This is a genomic window from Pseudomonas sp. ML2-2023-6, from assembly GCF_037055265.1.
Classification (GTDB): Bacteria; Pseudomonadota; Gammaproteobacteria; order Pseudomonadales; family Pseudomonadaceae; genus Aquipseudomonas; species Aquipseudomonas kulmbachensis.
In genome coordinates this window covers 3352353-3368583 of record NZ_CP146347.1, presented here as the reverse complement: position 1 = coordinate 3368583, position 16231 = coordinate 3352353, and the positions used below count along the sequence as shown (strand labels likewise).

Genomic DNA, 16231 nt, shown 5'->3' with positions numbered 1-16231 from the left:
TGGCTTTGTCTTGAAGCTCTCTACAACACCGCGCTTTTAGTAAGCCTTGCCGGTTTTGTAGAAGTTTTCGAAGCAGAAGTTGGTTGCTTCGATGTAGCCTTCAGCGCCACCGCAGTCAAAACGTTGGCCTTTGAATTTGTACGCGATCACGCAACCGTTCTGTGCCTGTTTCATCAGGGCGTCGGTAATCTGGATTTCGCCGCCTTTGCCCGGTTCGGTCTGTTTGATCAGGTCGAAGATGTCCGGGGTCAGAATGTAACGGCCAATGATGGCCAGGTTCGACGGTGCGTCTTCCGGTGCCGGTTTTTCAACCATGTTGCGCACGCGGTACAGATCATCGCCGATCATTTCGCCAGCGATCACGCCGTACTTGTTGGTCTCTGCCGGATCAACTTCCTGGATCGCAATGATGGTGCAGCGGTACTGGTTGTACAGCTTAACCATTTGCGTCAGAACGCCGTCGCCTTCCAGGTTGACGCACAAGTCGTCCGCCAGTACTACGGCAAAGGGTTCGTCACCGATCAGTGGGCGGCCGGTCAGAATTGCGTGACCCAGACCTTTCATTTCGGTTTGACGGGTGTAAGAGAACGAACATTCGCTCAGCAGACGACGGATACCGACCAGGTACTTTTCTTTATCAGTACCCTTGATCTGGTTTTCCAGCTCGTAGCTGATGTCGAAGTGGTCTTCCAGTGCGCGTTTGCCACGTCCTGTCACGATGGAAATTTCAGTCAAGCCAGCATCCAGTGCTTCTTCAACCCCGTACTGGATCAGTGGCTTGTTCACCACCGGCAGCATTTCTTTAGGCATGGCCTTGGTCGCTGGCAAAAAGCGAGTGCCGTAGCCGGCTGCTGGGAACAAGCATTTCTTGATCATATGAGTCCTTAAAAGGGCTGTGTGTTCCAAATTTGGCGCAGTCTAATCAGGCGGCATCGACGTTACAATGCCTCTCGATAGCAAACTGATGCCAACGTAGATAAATATTTAGGGCATTAGTTCCATTGCTATTGTTGCGGGTTGTTCCCCAGCGGGTGTTCCAACCAATCAAACCGCACGCCTGCCCGCTTGTAAATACCTGCTCACATACTGGCAACACCCGTAATGCCCTTGCGCTATCATCACGCAATTCATGCAGCTAACAAGGCAGTTCTTAGATGTCCGCACCCATCAGCGTCAACGGTTACGAAATCAAACCCAACGAAACGGGCGAATGGTGCGTGTTTGACGCATCCGGCGAAAACATTGCAGGTCCATTCAACACGCAGGAAGCAGCCATTGAGGTGGCTTCGGTGCTTCAGGACCAGCCTGCGCCACCAGCCCGTCGGCGCAACAAGAAAAACTAACCCTACTTTCGTGATGACAACACTTCGATGAAAAAAATTCTGACCTTGCTCGCTCTGGTTTCACTAGGCGGTTGTGCAACAGCGTCCAATACCTACCTTGCCGACGGCAAACAAGGACTGAGCATAGACTGCTCGGGCGAGGCCATGTCGTGGGCCAAGTGCTACGAAAAGGCGGACGCCTCTTGCGCCGGTACGGGATATAACATCGTCGGCAGAAATGGTTCGCCTGCGATCAGGGAAGACGACAAGACCTTGGGCGTCGATGTGGGTAATTTCAACAGCCGAAATATTGTGGTTACGTGCAAATAGGGTTTGTTAACGGATGCCGCTAAAGCGCAAGGCTTCAGCGGCATTTGCGGTTATTGGACGCCTTGTCCGATCAGCACGCCATTCACGGTCTGGCCGTAGACGTTTACCCCGTCATTGGCGTGGTACTTGAGCCGGGTTTTTTCCACTGATCCATCGACCAAACGTGGGTCCTGTGGCCGTTCATGGGTGTTTACATACGCCGCTACATCCCACGCCTGCTCGTCACTCAAGCTGTTGGGCTTGCCCAGCGGCATGTTGTGTTTGATAAACGAGGCCGCCGTATTGATCCTGTGCATGCCAGCTCCCCAGTTGTAGGACTCCTTGCCCCATAGCGGCGGCATTACGTAATCATCGCCAGCCTTTTGCCCTTGTCCGTTGTCGCCATGACAAATCGCGCACTGATCCTTGTACACAGCCGCACCACGCACCAGGTTGTAGCCACCTTTAGGCTCTGACACATCGGGGTAGCCGCGACCAGGCAGCTCAACACCTACAGGAGCCTTGGTCGACAGCCAGTAGGCATATGTCGAGAGAGCTGTAATTTCCCTGCTATCGGCCGCCGGAGGCTTGCCACCGTTCATGCTGAATTGAAAGCAGCCTTGCAGGCGTTCGGCAAAAGTATTGACCTTGTCGTTCTTCTTTCGATACGCCGGGTACATGGGGTAAGCGCCCCAGAGCGGCGCCGAGTTGGCCAGCCGGCCCTGATCCAGATGGCAGTTGGTGCAGTTAAGCCCGTTGCCAACGAACTGTGGCGCCTGACGCTTGGTATCGACAAACAGGGCATAACCGTCCATGACCATTTTGCCGTAGGCGTTGTCCGGCAGTTCGCTCTGTTGCGGCGGCTGAAAGTAGGTGATGTGTTCGGCAGGCACAGGAACTTTGATCTGCGACTGATCCTCCATCGCAATGGTCGCCGCACCCACTCCCGGGCTCAGGAGAATCGAAAATGCGCAGACGGGCATCAGGATTTTCATGGTGTGACCTCCTTGTGACCCACAGTGGCGAAATAGTCGGCAACCGCCTTGATTTCATCCTCGGTCATGGCCTTGGCGATATGGCCCATCAGGTCATTGGGATCGTTTTTACGCGTGCCATCGCGCCAGGCATTCAACTGCGCGGTCAGGTACAACGCAGGCTGATTGGCCAGTGGCGGGAAAGCGCTCCCCACGCCAACCCCGCCAGGCCCATGACAGCTGACGCACTCGGGGATCTGGCGATCCCAGGCGCCACGCAAGGCCAGTGTCTCACCCAGGCTGGTGGGCATGCGACTGCGGTTGATGGCGGGTACTGCAGGAGCCGGCATAGCGGCGATAGTGCCTGTCACGGAAGTGATTTCCTGGTCCGTCAATGCCTTGGCCAAGGGTTGCATCACGGGGCTGACCCGCTTGCCACTTTGAAAATCATGTAGCTGCTTGCTCAGGTAATCGGCAGAAATACCGGCTAATCGCGGAAAACCGGCTGGCGCCAGTCCCATGCCATCTGCACCGTGGCAAGCCACGCAGGCGGTTGCGCCCGGCTGGGCTCCGCCCTGCAAGTAGATGTTGGGTTGCGCCTGAACGTTGCTGAAAACAAGCAACATTACGCTGCTCAATAGCGTTCGGTTAAGTGGAATCATGACCAGCTCCATTATTGTTATATGCTTAGGCCTATAAAATATAAGCATATGGAGCGTAGGAGAATTCCTACAAGGTCACAACACTGCTTTTAGCCTGTTTACAATGAAGTCGCGAAAAAAAACCTGACGCGGCGCAAGGCAGTCGTCAGGTTCGGGGCAGTTACGGATGAGCTGAAGCGGCGCTTCAATCAACCGGAAATGCAGTGTGTTGCCGCTTTGCGAATGTCTCCCGGACGCACCGGCACATTGGACATGCTTTCGTAGACCTTGATACTGCTGCCGCCGGAGCGCTCTTCAATATCGATGACTGCCGTTGGATTGGAAGTCAGCTTTTGCGGAACAATGATCCGGAACCCTTCTTTATGCGGTTCGATCTGGGGTGCCTTGCGCGTGATGGACAGCTGCTGCACCAGGCATTGTGCGTAGGCGTCCGGCTTCTTGCCCGAAATCACATTCAGCGTGGGCAGCGTCTGTTCTATGTCTGTGACAGATGCACAGCCACCCAAAACCAGCATCGCCGCTAATACGCCCCACTTCATATACATTCTCCGTTAAAGACCCTACGACCGCAGAAACTCAGAATTTCTCCCGGGTCATAGTGAATAAATACTCAATAGTGGCGGATTATCCACGTTTTACGTCAAACTCACCCGCATCACGGCATAATACTCGGCTTTAGCCCCCTGACGGGGCTCGAGCACATGCTATCGTGCTGATTTTTCAGCAGATTCCACCTTTTTGGAGCACCCATGAAATTTATTCACCAGCGCGAGCACCTTAACGAAGACGATATTGTCGTCATCGAGTGCTCCCAACCCTGCAATATTCGCCTGATGAGCGATGCACACTTTCGCAGCTTCAAAAATGGTGGCCGTCACTCCTACCATGGCGGTGCTTTCAAGGATTTCCCGGCTCGCATCACTGCGCCGAGCACCGGTTTCTGGAATATCACCATTGATACCGTCACCACCCGCGCCATCAGCGTAACCCGCAAGCCGAGCTTCCAGCCGACCATTAAAATCGTACGTCGCTCCAGCTCCAAACTCCGCTAAGCCCAAGGCAGGAATTACAGTGCAAACTACCAAGTACGTGATCAAGTACAAGCTCAATGGCGAACGCCGTTTTGAGTTTGCTCAGCTTCAGTCAGGCTCGGAAGAAGAAGCCCGCGCAGCACTTGAGAAGCTCCACAACGATGCAGACGATGTAATCACCGACATCAAGGCGAGCAAGGCGCTCTAAGCCCCATGTCTCTGGATCTGTTTGCCGAGCAGGATTTGCAGCAGCCCGCCCGGGTCGAGCGCATCGGCGATCAGGCGTATGTGCTTCGCGGCTTCGCCTTGCCCGCACTCACCCAACTGCTGGCGGCCCTTGATGGCGTGTTGCGCCAATCGCCCTTGCGGCAGATGCAGACGCCTGGCGGCTTTACCATGTCCGCCCGCTTGAGCAGTTGCGGCGATCTGGGTTGGGCTAGCGACCGCGACGGTTATCGTTACAGCCCTGTCGATCCGTTAAGCGCCCAGCCCTGGCCAGCCCTGCCTGCAGCCTTTCTCACACTGGCGCGAACGGCAGCCGAAGCGGCAGGGTTCAATGGTTTTGTACCTGATGCTTGCCTGATCAATTCCTACGCTCCAGGCGCCAAAATGTCGTTGCACCAAGACAAGAATGAGCGCTCCTTTACGGCGCCCATCGTGTCAATTTCTCTGGGCCTGCCCGCGACCTTTCAGTTTGGCGGGTTCCAACGAAGCGCACCGACACAGCGTATTTCGCTGTTCCACGGTGACATTGTGGTCTGGGGTGGCGTTGACCGCTTGCGCTATCACGGCGTGCTGCCGATCAAGCCAGGGCACCATTCGTTGCTGGGCGAGCAGCGAATCAATATCACCCTGCGCCAGGCAGGGTGAACCGGATTTAACCCTTTACCCCCTCCCCGAGCCTTTGCGGGTTTACAAAGCGCTATAAATATTTATATATAGCGACTATCTTCCCAGCGCCCAACACAACTAAATACAGATGGGCCGCCCTCGCCTCTAAATGGAGTTTTGTCATGACCGCTCGTGCTCGCCCCTTTGTCCCATCCGTGCTCGCCATATTGATCGGGTGCAGTGCTTTCACTTCGGCCCAGGCAGATGAGGTGCAGGTCGCAGTGGCTGCCAACTTCACGGCGCCGATTCAGGCCATCGCCAGCGATTTTGAAAAAGACACCGGGCACAAGCTGATTGCGGCGTATGGCGCCACAGGCCAGTTCTATACCCAGATCAAGAACGGCGCGCCGTTTGAGGTTTTTTTGGCTGCGGATGACAGCACCCCCGAAAAGCTTGAAAAAGAAGGCGATATTGTTCCGGGCTCGCGCTTCACCTACGCCATTGGCACCCTGGCGCTGTGGTCGGCCAAAGACGGCTACATCGATGGTACTGACAAGACGCTGATCGGCAATCAATACAAGCACCTGTCCATTGCCAACCCCAAAGCAGCGCCCTACGGCCTGGCGGCCACCCAAGTGCTGGCAAAGCTGGACCTGATAGACAAGGTCAAAAACAAGATCGTTGAAGGCCAGAACATCACCCAAGCCTATCAATTTGTTTCCACCGGCAACGCTGAACTGGGTTTTGTAGCCTTGTCACAGATCTACAAAGACGGCAAAGTCAGCAGCGGCTCCGCGTGGATTGTCCCGGAGGCGATGCATGACCCGATCCGGCAAGACGCGGTAATCCTTAAAAAAGGCGAGAACAACCCTGCCGCCAAGGCCCTGGCCGAGTACCTGAAAGGTCCAAAGGCCACTGCCATCATCAAATCCTATGGTTATCACCTGTAAATGCCGCTCACGAGTGCTGACTTTGCTGCGATTTGGCTGACCCTGCAACTGGCGTCATTGACTACCGTCATTTTGCTGATTGTCGGCACTCCCATTGCATTGTGGCTGGCGCATACCCGGTCGCGGTTGCGCGGCCCCATCGGCGCAATCGTGGCCCTGCCCCTGGTCTTGCCACCTACGGTTATCGGCTTCTATTTGCTGCTGACAATGGGGCCGCATGGCTATGTTGGCCAGTTCACCCAATTCCTCGGGCTTGGCACGCTGACCTTCAGTTTTGCCGGGCTGGTGATCGGTTCGGTGATCTACTCCATGCCCTTTGTCGTGCAGCCCTTGCAGAACGCATTCACGGCCATTGGCCCCAGACCGCTTGAGGTTGCTGCCACACTGCGGGCAAACCCGTGGGACACCTTTTTTAGCGTGATCCTGCCGCTGGCCCGGCCCGGGTTTATCACGGCCGCGATTTTGGGCTTTGCCCACACAGTCGGTGAGTTTGGGGTGGTGCTGATGATCGGCGGCAATATCCCGGAAAAAACCCGCGTGGTCTCGGTGCAGATTTACGATCACGTCGAGGCACTGGAATATGCTCAAGCGCACTGGCTGGCCGGGGCGATGGTAGTGTTTTCGTTTCTGGTGCTGCTGGCACTGTATTCGAGCCGCAAATCTCAAACCAGCTGGAGCTGAACATGACGTCGCAGATCAACCTTCGACTGCAGCACAGCTATCCAGGTTTTTCCCTGGATCTGGACTTGCAACTGCCCGGCAAGGGGGTGACCGCGCTCTTCGGTGATTCCGGCTCTGGCAAGACCACCTGTCTACGCTGCATTGCCGGTCTTGAACGCGCTACCCAGGCCTATGTGCAGATCAACGATGAAGTCTGGCAAGACAGCCAGCGAGATCACTTTGTCCCGGTGCACAAACGCGCACTGGGCTACATCTTTCAAGAGGCGAGCCTGTTTCCTCACCTCTCGGTACGGGCCAACCTGGAGTTCGGGCTCAAGCGTATTGCGCGCCATGAGCGCCGGGTTGATCTGGCCCACGCTACCGAGCTGCTGGGCATCACCGACCTGCTGGAGCGCGCACCGAATAACTTGTCGGGCGGCGAACGTCAGCGGGTCGGTATCGCCCGTGCATTGCTGACCAGTCCCAAACTGTTGCTGATGGACGAACCCCTGGCCGCGCTGGACAACCAGCGCAAACGCGAAATTCTGCCGTATCTCGAACGTCTGCACGCGGAGCTGGATATTCCGGTGCTCTACGTCAGCCACTCCCAGGATGAAGTTGCGCGCCTCGCCGACCATATTGTGTTGCTCAGGGAAGGCAAGGCACTTGCCAGCGGCCCTATCGGCGAAACCCTGGCCAGGCTCGACCTGCCTTTGGCACGGGGCGATGACGCTGGGGTGGTGATTGGCGGGCAGGTCTGCCATTACAACCTGCACTATCAGCTTCTGACGTTGCAACTGCCTGGTAGCACCCAGCAGTTGCGGGTCGCTCATGCATCGCTGGCTGTTGGCCAGACCCTGCGAGTCAAGGTCCAGGCCCGGGACATCAGCCTGAGCCTGGTGCCTGGCGAACACAGCAGCATTCTTAATTGCCTGCGGGTGACGGTGGTCAGCGAAACTGCCGCCGATAACCGGGCCCATGTGCTGGTGCGCCTGGATGCTGACGGCACCACCCTGTTGGCTCGAATCACCCGCTTCTCACGTGACCAGTTGCATCTATACCCCGGGCAAGCACTTTGGGCCCAGATCAAGGCGGTGGCAGTGCTCGCCTGAAGCATTGGCCGCAAAGAACGACTGCAACACGGCATGCCTGCCTGGTCTGTGTAATTATTGCCGCCACAAGAAAGCACGCTTACGTGTGAGGTAATAATCAGGATGGATATTTTTCAGGCAATGCGGGTGTTTGTCCGCGTGGTCGAGACCGGCAGCTTTACCGCCGCGGCACAGGCGCTGGGTTATTCCACCGCACAGACGTCGCGGTTGTTGTCTGAGCTGGAATCCTCATTGCAAGCCCGCTTGCTGCAACGCAGTACTCGACGTTTGGCGCTGACCGAAGTGGGAGCGCGCTATCTGGAGCGCTGCCGAATGATTCTTGGGGAAATCGAGGACGCTAATGCCGAAGCTGCCGGTGCGCACCTGATCCCGCGTGGTCATTTACGCGTGCAGTCCACCACCGGGCTGGGCATCCAGTTGCTGGCACCACTGGTGGCCCGTTACACGGAGCTTTACCCGCAGGTCAACGTCGACTTGACCCTCTCGCAACGCCAGCCAGACCTGCTTGAAGAAGGCCATGACGTGGTGATTACCCTGTCTGCCAACTTGCCGGACTCGGAATTGGTCGGCCAGCAACTGGGCAGCATCTTCAGCGTCATCAGTGCTGCGCCGTCGTACCTCAAGGGCCAGGGCATCCCGAAAACCCCCAACGAACTGCACGAGCACCGCTGCCTGCATCTTGTGGACCCGTTGTTTACCGACAGCTGGACTTTTCGCGATGATCAGGGCGAGCAAGTGATCCGCCCCGGCAACGTATTTCAGGTCAACGTGGCCGAAGCCATGGCGCAAGCGGCCGAGGCCGGGCTCGGGGTGTGCCTGCTACCCGACTACGTGGCGGTAGGTTCTTATCAGCGTGGTTCTTTGGTGCGCTTGCTGCCGCAGTATCGGCTGCATGAGAAAAGCATCTACGCGCTCTACCCTTCCCGGCGTTTTCTGGATGCCAAGGTCAAAACCTGGGTCGAGTTTTTGAAGCAGGAAATACCCAAAGTACTGGAAGGACACCAGGCCATCGTCGATGACCCGGCACACTGGGCCTAAGTGACTTGGGTGGCCGCGCGCAGTTGCTCGCGCAAGGCAATGGCGGTGCGGTCAAATTGCAGGGGGGTGACCGAGATGCCGCCCTGGGTGACGACTTGGGCTTCGGTGTCGGCCGCTTCCGGGTGCTGGTGCCGAGTAATGCTCAGCCAGTAGTACTTGGCCTCGCGAAAATCGGTGCGTTCGATGGCGTCCACTCCCTCCATGCGCCCGGCGCCCTGACGGGTGATTTGTATTGGCCCGGCCTCTTCTGCCGGTACGTCCGGAAAGTTGATGTTCAGGCAGGCAGATTGCTCCCAGCCTTTACCCAGCAATTGACGAATCACCCCTGGGGCCAATGTGCGGGCAGTGTCCCAACGTTCCGAGCTGCGACGGGTGAAATACTGGCTCAAGGCAATGGACGGAACGCCCATCAACAAGCCGGTCATGGCCGCGCCTACAGTGCCGGAATACAGCGTTTCAACCCCCAGATTGGCGCCTTTGTTGATACCTGAGAGCAACAACTGCGGCGGCTGGTCCATCAACTGCTGCAACGCCATCGCGACACAGTCGGCAGGCGTCCCGGAAACCGAAAACCGCCGTTCACCGCGCTTGGTGACGCGCAACGGGTGGTGAATGCTGATGGCCGTGGAGATGCCGCTTTGGTCATGGTCCGGTGCCACTACCCAGACCTCATCCGCCAGCTCGTGTGCCACTGCCTCTAGCGCTTCAAGGCCGGGGGCATCAATGCCGTCGTCGTTAGTGATCAAAATCCGTTCGAGCCGAGCGCTGTGCATGGATGCATTCCTTGTGTTTGAAGGCAATCGTCAAATGCAGGCGGCCAGTCAGAAGCAAGTGTCTAACTGGCCGTTTTAAGCTAACCGCTTAGATGCCCTGCAATGCCAGGTCCATCGCAAAGTAGGTCAGGATCATGTCCGCACCGGCACGCTTGATCGAGCCCAGGCTCTCACGCACAACCCGTGCTTCGTCAATGGCACCGGCCATGGCGGCGAATTTGATCATCGCGTATTCACCGCTGACCTGATACGCGGCCAGAGGCAGATGCGAGGCCTGACGGATGTCGCGAATGATGTCCAGGTAAGCACCGGCTGGCTTGACCATCAACACGTCGGCGCCTTCCTGTTCGTCAAGCAACGACTCGCGAATGGCTTCACGACGGTTCATCGGGTTCATCTGGTACGACTTGCGATCGCCTGTCAGCGCGCTGCCACCGGCTTCACGGAACGGGCCGTAGAGTGCTGACGCAAACTTGGTCGAGTACGCCATGATCGAGGTGTCGATAAAACCGGCACCGTCCAGTGCGCTGCGGATTGCCTGCACCTGACCGTCCATGGCGGCGGATGGTGAGATAAAGTCTGCACCTGCAGCGGCAGCAGCTACCGCTTGCTTGCCCAGGTTGATCAGGGTCGCGTCGTTGTCGACACCGTGGTCGTGCATCACGCCACAATGACCGTGGGAGGTGTACTCGCAAAAGCAGGTGTCGCTCATCACGACCATGTCCGGTGCGGCATCCTTGCTGATACGTACCATGCGCGAAACCAGGCCGTCTTCACGCATGGCATCGCTGCCGGTGGCATCCAGATGGTGAGAAACACCAAACAGCATCACCGACTTGATACCCGCACGGGCATAACGCTCGATTTCACCGGCCAGCTTCGACTCAGGAATCCGCATCACGCCCGGCATGCTGGTGATCGGCACGAAGTCGTCGATTTCTTCTTCGACGAAAATCGGCAGCACCAGGTCTTTGAGGCTGAATTCGGTTTCCTGGAACATGTCGCGAAGGGTCTGGGAGCGGCGCAAGCGGCGCGGACGAACAGCGGGGAACTGGTTAGGCATCATGGTTCCTGATGGGCAGATTCAAAAAACAAACGAGCCTTGGCCAAGGCTCAATGGCGAAACAAATACAGGATTGAACCTGCAATTGCAAAACATCCGCCCGGTCTGCGGCCGGTTGTCGCGGGGGATTTCTTGTGGGAATGCTGGAGTTGAGTACCGGTTGAACATTTCGTAAAAAAGCGTAGCATGGCCACCCATGATTCTCGAACAGCTTAAAGCCCTGGGCAATGACACTCGCATGCAAATGATGGAGTGGCTCAAAGACCCGCTCAGCAATTTCCCGCCTCAGGATCACGGTGATCCTGCGATTGGCGTATGCGTGACCCATTTGCAGCACAAGGCCGGGCTGTCACCTTCTACCGCTTCGGCGCACCTGGCCATTTTGCAGCGTGCCGGGTTTGTCCTGACCACCCGCATTGGCAAATGGACCTACTACCGACGCAATGAACAGGCGATCGACGACTTTGCGGCTAGGCTGAAAATCGAGTTGTAATTTTTACTTATACATTTCGTTATTTCGCGCAATGTAAAAATATGAGGAAGCCCCATGAGCACTAAAGCAATCTTCGTCCAACCCGGCGGCGGTTATCAGAATGTAGTGGTTGGCAACAGCGAAGCGCGTGCCCCCGGTATCGGTGAAATCACTGTACGTTTACACGCTAACTCTCTGAATTATCATGACTTTGCAGTTGTAAGCGGCATGTGGGGGCCGAGCGAAAAGCGCATCCCCATGGCCGATGGCGCGGGCGAAGTGATTGCCGTTGGCGCTGCGGTGAGCGAGTTCAAGGTCGGCGACTCGGTAGTCAGCACCTTTTTCCCGGACTGGATCGACGGCACACCGCTGGTTGAAGGTTTTGTCACCGTCCCCGGTGACGGCATTGACGGCTACGCCCGTGAGCAAGTGACCGCCCAGGCCACTTCGTTCACCCTCGCTCCCACCGGCTACAGCCATGCCGAAGCATCAACCCTGACCACCGCAGGCCTGACCGCATGGCGCGCGCTGATGGCTGATGACGCCCTCAAGCCTGGCGACACGGTATTGGTACAAGGCACCGGCGGGGTTTCGATTTTCGCCCTGCAATTCGCCAAAATGGCTGGCGCCACGGTGATAGCCACCTCCTCCAGCGACGAGAAACTGGAGCGCCTCAAGGCGTTGGGCGCAGATCACGTGATCAACTACCGCAAGGACGCCCAGTGGGGCGAAACTGCCCTGGCCCTTACTGGTGGTCGCGGTGTTGATCACATCATTGAAGTAGGCGGCCCAGCGACCCTTGAGCAATCGATGATTGCGATTCGGGTGGGCGGCCACATTTCAATCATTGGCATCCTCAGCGGCGTAACCGGCGCAATGAACTTCGTGCCGATGCTGATCAAGCAAGTACGCCTGCAAGGCGTGCTGGTCGGTAGCCGCAGCCAGCAGCAGGCCATGGTTCGTGCGATCAATGCCAACGGCATGCGCCCCGTGATCGATCGTCACTTCCCGCTGAGCGAGATTGTCGAAGCGTTCAAGTACCAGGAAACCAACCAGCATTTCGGCAAGATCATTCTGGACATCTAAGCCCTCACTTAAGCGAGCGGTACTGCTGTGGGAGTGAGTCTGCTCGCGAAGATATTTACTGGATAATCACGACGCTCTTGAGGCCTTCGCGAGCAGGCGCGCTCCCACAAACACCCCATCCCCACAGCGTAAAAACCTCGACAAAGGCTCTAGCACGGGCCTTTTGTCGATATTTATTGTCTGACAATGTAGAAAATACAGTTGCGATCAATTATCATCCGCGGTTCGCGCAGCACCCTGTTACTCCACTTAAAGAAAATCAAAACGTCGCAGGGTGCTGTTTAAAGGGAATGACCTGAGGCGCTCATGCACCGCTTTACTTTCAGCAAATCATTGATTTGCGCAACATTGGGGATTATCAGCCTGCCGTCTTTCGCGGCGTTGCAACCAGAATCAGAGGCTGCCTTGGCGGGCGAAACCCAAAGAGCCTGCCATTTCAACAAAGATACCAGCACCGATTGCACCACGACCTACCGCTACACCATCCTCACCAACAATGGGCGAGAGATGCTGTCACGTATTGACTTCAGTTTTCCCGAGACAGATCAACTGGAGATCATCGACGCCCAATCGACACAACCCGGTGCCAAGCCGGTGGCACTTGCCCAATCGCAAATCGACACGCGCATGGCGCCCAACCCGGATCAGGGCTTTTTACGGGCCAGACAAACCTCGATTGCTTTCCCGAACCTGCGCATTGGCACCCGGATCACTTACACCGTGCGCGAGCATACGGCGGCAAAACCGCTGATGGAGCACTTCCATTACCTGATGATGTTCGGCCCTACCCCTGTGCGCTCCGATGGGTTCAAGAGTACTTTTACCGCCGAGCAGCCGATTGTCTGGCGCAGTGAGCTGATGGAAGACTTCACGTTCACCCCGTCTGCCGACAACAAGACACTGGTGATCGAGCAGAAAAAACCGCGTTTCGTGAATTACATCAATGAAGCCGGGAACGCCTATATCCGTGAGATGCCACGGGTTGAAATCGGCAGCTCAAACCAGGTGCAGGAGTATTTTGGCAACCTGGCCACACGCTACAACGAAATTCTGGCTGCCAAGCTGCCTGCTAACGCCGCCAAAGCCGTGTCTGGCCTCAAGGGTTTGCCGCCCGCGCAACAAGTGTCCGGTCTGATGCAATTTATCCACGATCAGTACCGTTATCTGGGCGACTGGCGCGCCACAGATCGCGGCTATGTGCCATTTACCCTGAGTGAAATCGAAGAGCGTGGTTACGGCGACTGTAAAGACCTTTCGATACTGCTGACTGCCATGTTGAAGGCCAGCGGCATCCAGGCTGAAACCAGCTGGGTCAGCCGCGGCAGCAATCCGTTGGGTCTGCTGCTGCCTGGCACCAGCTCAGCGAATCATGCAATCGTCAGGGCCCAGGTCGACGGCCAGGTCTGGTGGCTTGACCCAACCAACCCGGTGTTCTTGCCGGGTCGCAGCATGCCCGACATCCAGAATCGCTGGGCGTTGGTCGTCGATGCCGAAGGCAAGGTGCGTCAAGATCACATCCCCGAAGCAGCACCGAGCCTGAGCATGGCCGTGAAGAAGTTCGAACACTTCAACCGCGATGGCCAGGCACGCACCACCGCTGAAGTCGAAATGGGCCAGATGACGCTGATGCAGCTCAGCTATGCCGACACCGACTCAGGGGTTTCCGCCACGGATCTGAACTTGTGCAATCACTTTGGCAAGGAAATCAGCGACTGCAAGATCAGCCGCGAGAAAACCGGCTTTGTGGTGCCCGAGCGTTACAAGGTACACGCCACCCTGACTAATTTGCGGGCACTGGAAAACCTGTCCGGGCAGCAAATCTACAAGCCGGCGTTTATGAGCGAGCGCTGGGACAGCCTGATGAACTATCGCCGCACCGGGCAACTGGCTGATTTGTATATGGCGGATCCGGAGAAAGTCACCTACGACATCACGTTGTCAGGTGCCAGGGTTGGCAAACCAATCAACACCTGCTCCGTGAGCTCGCCGTGGTTTGATATGGAACTGAGCAGCAAGCGTAACAAGGATGAGTATCGCTACCTGTACTCCATGACCCAAAAGCACAGTTGGTTAAGTCACGACGAGATCATGAGCGCGCCGTTCGAAGCGATGCTCCAGCAAGCCCGTGCCTGCAACGAAAAGATGCAGCAAGTGGTGCAACTCAACAGCAAGGGCTGATAGCGGCTGGATCACCCACAATCAGCCTGACCCCATTGCGGGGTCAGGCTTTTTTTTGGGTTGTCAGGCGATGGCAGTATCTACCAGCACTTGCGCTTCCTCGACCAGGCGGCTCAGGTGCTCGTCACCGATAAAGCTCTCGGCATAGATTTTGTAGATGTCTTCGGTGCCCGAAGGGCGTGCTGCGAACCAACCGTTTTCGGTCATTACCTTAAGCCCGCCAATCGCTTGGTCGTTGCCTGGGGCATGGCTGAGGATCCGGGTAATGGCTTCACCGGCCAGGCTCGTCGACTTGACTTGCTCGGGTGACAACTTGCCGAGCAGGGCTTTCTGCTGCGGGGTAGCCTTGGCATCGACACGGGTCGAGAACGGCAGGCCCAGCTCTTCAGTCATTTTCTGGTACAGCTGCGAAGGATCACGGCCAGTACGAGCAGTCATTTCTGCGGCCAACAGCGATGGGATCAAGCCATCCTTGTCGGTCGACCAGACGCTGCCGTCCAGACGCAGGAACGAAGCCCCGGCACTTTCTTCTCCGCCAAAACCCAACGAACCTTCGAACAGGCCGTCGGCAAACCACTTGAAGCCTACCGGCACTTCATACAGACGGCGCCCCAGACGCGCAGCAACGCGGTCAATCAAGCCACTGCTGACCACGGTCTTGCCAACCGCAGCATCTGCGCGCCATTGCGGGCGGTTCTGGAACAGGTAGTCGATGGACACAGCCAGATAGTTGTTCGGCGCCAACAAGCCGCCTGATGGCGTAACTATGCCGTGACGATCGTGATCCGGGTCACAGGCGAATGCCACGTCGAAACGCTCTTTAAGCCCGATCAGGCCCTGCATGGCGTAGCTGGAGGACGGGTCCATGCGGATCCGGCCATCCCAGTCCACGCACATGAAGCGGAACGTCGGATCGACCGCGGTGTTCACCACTTCCAGATTGAGACCGTAGTGTTCGCCAATCGCCGACCAGTAGCGCACACCGGCGCCACCCAGAGGGTCGACGCCCAGACGCAAATTGGCACCGCGCAGGGTGTCCATGTCGATCACGTTTTTCAGATCGGCAACATAGGTGTTCAGGTAGTCATGGCGATGCGTGGTGCTGGCCTTGAGTGCCTGCTCATAGCTGATGCGCTTGACCCCGGCCAGTTTGGCCGCCAGCAGTTCATTGGCCTTGGCTTCGATCCATTTGGTGACATCGGTATCGGCCGGGCCACCGTTAGGCGGGTTGTACTTGAAGCCACCGCTTTCAGGCGGGTTGTGCGACGGTGTAATCACCACGCCATCTGCCTGGCCGGTGGAGCGGCCACGGTTGTAGCAGATAATTGCGTGGGAAATGGCTGGCGTCGGGGTGTACTCGTCGCCCGCGGCAATCATGGTTTCGACACCATTGGCGGCAAACACTTCCAGGGCGCTGGCACCGGCCGGGGTCGACAGTGCGTGGGTGTCGATACCGACAAACAGTGGGCCGTTGATACCCTTCATTTGACGGTAGAGGCAAATGGCCTGGCTGATAGCCAACACATGCCACTCATTGAAGCTCAGCTCAAACGAACTGCCACGGTGCCCGGAAGTACCAAAGGCGACCCGTTGCGTGGCGATCGCTGCATCGGGTTGACCGGTATAATAAGCGGTCACCAGTCGCGGTATATCGACCAGCAACTGAACGGGAGCCGGTTTGCCCGCAAGAGGACTGAGTGTCATGCAAAACCTCGGGAAATTAATGATTCGGAGGAAAAAAAACAGTTTACTGGCAGTTCGACATTGGCG

At 57.0% G+C, this 16231-nt stretch carries 19 protein-coding genes; 12 read left to right on the top strand and 7 right to left on the bottom strand.

Features of this window, described 5'->3' with window-relative positions:
• Positions 1-36: 36 nt before the first annotated feature.
• Positions 37-876 (bottom strand): UTP--glucose-1-phosphate uridylyltransferase GalU, encoded by an 840-nt coding sequence (gene galU, locus V6L79_RS15370; RefSeq protein ID WP_095036572.1) that lies wholly within the window; start codon positions 874-876, stop codon positions 37-39.
• A 278-nt stretch (positions 877-1154) separates the two neighbouring features.
• Between galU and V6L79_RS15365 the strand changes: the two genes are divergently transcribed.
• Together V6L79_RS15365 and V6L79_RS15360 are read left to right on the top strand one after the other, a co-directional pair.
• Positions 1155-1343 (top strand): DUF2188 domain-containing protein, encoded by a 189-nt coding sequence (locus tag V6L79_RS15365; RefSeq protein ID WP_261742333.1) that lies wholly within the window; start codon positions 1155-1157, stop codon positions 1341-1343.
• Positions 1344-1370: 27 nt separating this feature from the next.
• Positions 1371-1652 carry a hypothetical protein gene (locus V6L79_RS15360; RefSeq protein WP_261742332.1) on the top strand — a complete coding sequence of 94 codons (282 nt, stop codon included), beginning with the start codon at positions 1371-1373 and terminating at the stop codon, positions 1650-1652.
• Between the two features lie 50 nt (positions 1653-1702).
• Here the strand turns inward: V6L79_RS15360 and V6L79_RS15355 are convergent, their stop codons facing one another.
• From V6L79_RS15355 to V6L79_RS15345, 3 genes are all read right to left on the bottom strand, one after another.
• Positions 1703-2626 carry a c-type cytochrome gene (locus V6L79_RS15355; protein WP_321837065.1) on the bottom strand — a complete coding sequence of 308 codons (924 nt, stop codon included), beginning with the start codon at positions 2624-2626 and terminating at the stop codon, positions 1703-1705.
• Positions 2623-3267: a c-type cytochrome gene (locus tag V6L79_RS15350; RefSeq protein WP_338579107.1), complete on the bottom strand. Its 645-nt coding sequence runs from the start codon at positions 3265-3267 to the stop codon at positions 2623-2625. The genes V6L79_RS15355 and V6L79_RS15350 overlap by 4 nt, the downstream gene beginning before the upstream one ends.
• Positions 3268-3455: 188 nt before the next feature.
• A complete protein-coding gene (locus V6L79_RS15345; protein ID WP_261742329.1) occupies positions 3456-3806 on the bottom strand; it encodes a hypothetical protein in 351 nt (116 codons plus the stop codon).
• Between the two features lie 210 nt (positions 3807-4016).
• Between V6L79_RS15345 and V6L79_RS15340 the strand changes: the two genes are divergently transcribed.
• The 7 genes from V6L79_RS15340 (at position 4017) to V6L79_RS15310 (ending at position 8889) form a co-directional block, all read left to right on the top strand.
• Positions 4017-4319 (top strand): DUF1883 domain-containing protein, encoded by a 303-nt coding sequence (locus V6L79_RS15340; protein WP_048361752.1) that lies wholly within the window; start codon positions 4017-4019, stop codon positions 4317-4319.
• Between the two features lie 19 nt (positions 4320-4338).
• Positions 4339-4506, top strand: a complete 168-nt coding sequence (locus tag V6L79_RS15335) for a hypothetical protein (protein ID WP_321833061.1) — start codon at positions 4339-4341, stop codon at positions 4504-4506.
• Between the two features lie 5 nt (positions 4507-4511).
• The gene (alkB, locus tag V6L79_RS15330) at positions 4512-5168 is read left to right on the top strand and encodes a DNA oxidative demethylase AlkB (RefSeq protein WP_338579106.1); all 657 of its coding nucleotides are present in this window, start codon (positions 4512-4514) and stop codon (positions 5166-5168) included.
• Positions 5169-5311: 143 nt separating this feature from the next.
• Positions 5312-6079 carry a molybdate ABC transporter substrate-binding protein gene (modA, locus tag V6L79_RS15325; protein ID WP_338579105.1) on the top strand — a complete coding sequence of 256 codons (768 nt, stop codon included), beginning with the start codon at positions 5312-5314 and terminating at the stop codon, positions 6077-6079.
• Positions 6080-6760 (top strand): molybdate ABC transporter permease subunit, encoded by a 681-nt coding sequence (gene modB, locus V6L79_RS15320; RefSeq protein WP_321833057.1) that lies wholly within the window; start codon positions 6080-6082, stop codon positions 6758-6760.
• Positions 6761-6762: 2 nt separating this feature from the next.
• Positions 6763-7851 (top strand): molybdenum ABC transporter ATP-binding protein, encoded by a 1089-nt coding sequence (modC, locus tag V6L79_RS15315; RefSeq protein ID WP_338579104.1) that lies wholly within the window; start codon positions 6763-6765, stop codon positions 7849-7851.
• Positions 7852-7953: 102 nt separating this feature from the next.
• Positions 7954-8889: a LysR family transcriptional regulator gene (locus V6L79_RS15310; RefSeq protein WP_261742323.1), complete on the top strand. Its 936-nt coding sequence runs from the start codon at positions 7954-7956 to the stop codon at positions 8887-8889.
• Here the strand turns inward: V6L79_RS15310 and surE are convergent.
• Positions 8886-9662: a 5'/3'-nucleotidase SurE gene (gene surE / locus V6L79_RS15305; protein ID WP_338579103.1), complete on the bottom strand. Its 777-nt coding sequence runs from the start codon at positions 9660-9662 to the stop codon at positions 8886-8888. The two genes, V6L79_RS15310 and surE, sit on opposite strands and share 4 nt — an antisense overlap.
• 88 nt (positions 9663-9750) lie before the next feature.
• Positions 9751-10725, bottom strand: coding sequence for a porphobilinogen synthase (gene hemB, locus V6L79_RS15300; protein WP_261742321.1), 975 nt, complete (start codon positions 10723-10725; stop codon positions 9751-9753).
• 196 nt (positions 10726-10921) lie between these two features.
• Between hemB and V6L79_RS15295 the strand changes: the two genes are divergently transcribed.
• From V6L79_RS15295 to V6L79_RS15285, 3 genes are all read left to right on the top strand, one after another.
• Positions 10922-11218 carry a helix-turn-helix transcriptional regulator gene (locus tag V6L79_RS15295; RefSeq protein WP_019822791.1) on the top strand — a complete coding sequence of 99 codons (297 nt, stop codon included), beginning with the start codon at positions 10922-10924 and terminating at the stop codon, positions 11216-11218.
• A 54-nt stretch (positions 11219-11272) separates the two neighbouring features.
• A complete protein-coding gene (locus tag V6L79_RS15290) occupies positions 11273-12283 on the top strand; it encodes an NAD(P)-dependent alcohol dehydrogenase (protein ID WP_338579102.1) in 1011 nt (336 codons plus the stop codon).
• 306 nt (positions 12284-12589) lie between these two features.
• Positions 12590-14461 carry a DUF3857 domain-containing transglutaminase family protein gene (locus V6L79_RS15285; RefSeq protein ID WP_261742319.1) on the top strand — a complete coding sequence of 624 codons (1872 nt, stop codon included), beginning with the start codon at positions 12590-12592 and terminating at the stop codon, positions 14459-14461.
• 63 nt (positions 14462-14524) lie between these two features.
• On the opposite strand, the gene pgm is transcribed toward V6L79_RS15285, so the two are convergent.
• Complete coding sequence (gene pgm / locus V6L79_RS15280; RefSeq protein WP_338579101.1) at positions 14525-16165, bottom strand: phosphoglucomutase (alpha-D-glucose-1,6-bisphosphate-dependent); 1641 nt, start codon at positions 16163-16165, stop codon at positions 14525-14527.
• Between the last annotated feature and the right edge of the window lie 66 nt (positions 16166-16231).

Bases quoted from the DNA above. Each gene is read 5' to 3' on its own strand.
- modC (WP_338579104.1), top strand. From the start codon at position 6,763: ATGACGTCGCAGATCAACCTTCGACTGCAGCACAGCTATCCAGGTTTT.
- surE (WP_338579103.1), bottom strand. From the start codon at position 9,662: ATGCACAGCGCTCGGCTCGAACGGATTTTGATCACTAACGACGACGGC.
- galU (WP_095036572.1), bottom strand. From the start codon at position 876: ATGATCAAGAAATGCTTGTTCCCAGCAGCCGGCTACGGCACTCGCTTT.
- modA (WP_338579105.1), top strand. From the start codon at position 5,312: ATGACCGCTCGTGCTCGCCCCTTTGTCCCATCCGTGCTCGCCATATTG.
- pgm (WP_338579101.1), bottom strand. From the start codon at position 16,165: ATGACACTCAGTCCTCTTGCGGGCAAACCGGCTCCCGTTCAGTTGCTG.
- V6L79_RS15355 (WP_321837065.1), bottom strand. From the start codon at position 2,626: ATGAAAATCCTGATGCCCGTCTGCGCATTTTCGATTCTCCTGAGCCCG.
- V6L79_RS15290 (WP_338579102.1), top strand. From the start codon at position 11,273: ATGAGCACTAAAGCAATCTTCGTCCAACCCGGCGGCGGTTATCAGAAT.
- V6L79_RS15365 (WP_261742333.1), top strand. From the start codon at position 1,155: ATGTCCGCACCCATCAGCGTCAACGGTTACGAAATCAAACCCAACGAA.
- V6L79_RS15295 (WP_019822791.1), top strand. From the start codon at position 10,922: ATGATTCTCGAACAGCTTAAAGCCCTGGGCAATGACACTCGCATGCAA.
- V6L79_RS15340 (WP_048361752.1), top strand. From the start codon at position 4,017: ATGAAATTTATTCACCAGCGCGAGCACCTTAACGAAGACGATATTGTC.
- V6L79_RS15360 (WP_261742332.1), top strand. From the start codon at position 1,371: ATGAAAAAAATTCTGACCTTGCTCGCTCTGGTTTCACTAGGCGGTTGT.
- V6L79_RS15345 (WP_261742329.1), bottom strand. From the start codon at position 3,806: ATGAAGTGGGGCGTATTAGCGGCGATGCTGGTTTTGGGTGGCTGTGCA.
- V6L79_RS15285 (WP_261742319.1), top strand. From the start codon at position 12,590: ATGCACCGCTTTACTTTCAGCAAATCATTGATTTGCGCAACATTGGGG.
- V6L79_RS15350 (WP_338579107.1), bottom strand. From the start codon at position 3,267: ATGATTCCACTTAACCGAACGCTATTGAGCAGCGTAATGTTGCTTGTT.
- alkB (WP_338579106.1), top strand. From the start codon at position 4,512: ATGTCTCTGGATCTGTTTGCCGAGCAGGATTTGCAGCAGCCCGCCCGG.
- hemB (WP_261742321.1), bottom strand. From the start codon at position 10,725: ATGCCTAACCAGTTCCCCGCTGTTCGTCCGCGCCGCTTGCGCCGCTCC.
- modB (WP_321833057.1), top strand. From the start codon at position 6,080: ATGCCGCTCACGAGTGCTGACTTTGCTGCGATTTGGCTGACCCTGCAA.
- V6L79_RS15310 (WP_261742323.1), top strand. From the start codon at position 7,954: ATGGATATTTTTCAGGCAATGCGGGTGTTTGTCCGCGTGGTCGAGACC.